Below are 1,705 nucleotides of genomic sequence, written 5' to 3'. Positions count from 1 at the left end.
AAAAGAAAACGTCGAACTATTGCAAACCACAATGGATGGTTCAGCAAACAGTCCAGCCATTCCCGCACTGGCGTTGAATATTCCTGAAGATGTTCAGCCAGGTACCGACATTTGCTACCTAGCGTTGTCACCTGAGCAAGAAGTGGCTCAAGCTGCAAAATACTTGTTTAGTGAAGGCTATAGCTTCCCGCTGATCCTAGCGCCAAAAGGCAGCTACGGTGAGCGTGTTGTGCAAGCTTTCAATGAAGAATGGAGCAAGTACAGCTCAAACAAAGTCGCAACAAGCTACTTTGGTGATAAGCGCCAGCTACAAAAAGACATTAACGACGTCTTTGGATTACAAGAGAGCAAACAGCGTATCGCACAGATGCAATCGCTCATGCGCATTAAGTTGGAAACACAGCCACGCAGTCGTCGTGATGTGGACGCAGTTTACATTGTCGCTCGTAGCTCTGAACTAACACTTATCAAACCATTCATTGAGGTCGCAATTAACCCAGATGCGAAGCCACCAAAACTGTTCTCGAACTCTCGTAGCAACAGCGGTGGTGCGACGTACGAAGACCTAACAGGCATTATCTACAGTGACATTCCGCTGTTAGTAAATCCAGACCCAATAGTGACCGCTGAAATGAATGAGCTATGGGCAGATCAATCCAACATGGAAAAACGCTTAAAAGCTCTAGGGATGGATGCCTACAAACTGATCGGTGAATTGCCACAAATGAAAGTGGTACCAGGTTACTCAGTAAGCGGCCAAACTGGTACGTTAAGCATTGACAACAACTGTGTTGTACAACGCGAATTGAGCTGGGCTGAGCGTGGGGCTCTTTAGTAAGCGTCAAATAGGTAATCAGTACGAGACCCTGGCGAAGCAGTATCTGCAGCGTCAGGGTTTGCGTTTTTTAGATCAAAATTATCTGACAAAGTTCGGCGAAATTGATTTAATCTTCCAACAAGATGAAACTATCGTCTTTGTTGAAGTCAAATATCGTAATAACGATCATTTTGGCTCAGCGGCAGAAATGGTCACAAACGCTAAAATGCGCAAACTGATCAAAACAGCACAAGTTTGGCTCTGCCAACAACGCACAATGAACACCATAGATTATCGGTTCGATGTCATCGCCATTCATGACAGTGGTCGCGACATCAACTGGATACAAAATGCAATATCTGAAGGATAAGCGATGCTAGACAGCATTAAAGACAGCTTTACAGAAAGTATTCAAATTCAAATCGCAGCCGCAGAAGCTCTGCCTGATGCGATCACGCACGCCGCTCAAGCCATGGTTTCGAGCTTGCTGAATGGCAACAAAATTCTTTGCTGCGGCAACGGTGGCAGCGCCTCAAATGCACAACAGTTTGTTTCTTGTCTTTTAAATCGCTTTGAGACCGAACGCCCTAGCCTTCCCGCTATGGCGCTGACTGCGGACAACACCACACTAACGGCAGTTGCAAACGACTACCACTATCAAGAGATTTTCTCTAAGCAAGTTCGTGCATTTGGCCAACCAGGCGATATTCTTCTGGCGCTTTCTACCAGTGGCAACAGCAAAAACATCATCAAAGCGATGGAAGCGGCCGTAACTCGCGACATGACCATTATCGCCCTAACAGGTAAAGATGGTGGTGAGATGGCAGGATTACTAGGCGAAAACGATGTAGAAATTCGTATTCCATCCCATCGCACGGCTCGCATTCA

The 1,705-nt window shown here is 46.2% G+C and carries 3 protein-coding genes; all 3 read left to right on the top strand.

Going from position 1 to position 1,705, the window contains the following annotated elements; genetic code table 11:
• Positions 1-835 (top strand): penicillin-binding protein activator (locus tag R7P72_RS23950; protein ID WP_318110817.1); only part of this gene is annotated, 835 nt, incomplete at its 5' end.
• On the top strand, positions 822-1,187 hold the full coding sequence (locus tag R7P72_RS23945) for a YraN family protein (RefSeq protein WP_029854909.1): 366 nt from the start codon (positions 822-824) through the stop codon (positions 1,185-1,187). The genes R7P72_RS23950 and R7P72_RS23945, both read left to right, overlap by 14 nt.
• Before the next feature lie 3 nt (positions 1,188-1,190).
• A partial coding sequence (locus tag R7P72_RS23940; RefSeq protein WP_318110816.1) for an SIS domain-containing protein occupies positions 1,191-1,705 on the top strand: 515 nt, incomplete at its 3' end.

It is taken from the genome of Vibrio sp. Vb0888 (genome assembly GCF_033338835.1).
Taxonomy (GTDB): Bacteria; Pseudomonadota; Gammaproteobacteria; order Enterobacterales; family Vibrionaceae; genus Vibrio; species Vibrio alginolyticus.
The sequence above is the reverse complement of the archived record's forward strand: the minus strand, read 5'-3'. Positions and strand labels throughout refer to the sequence as shown.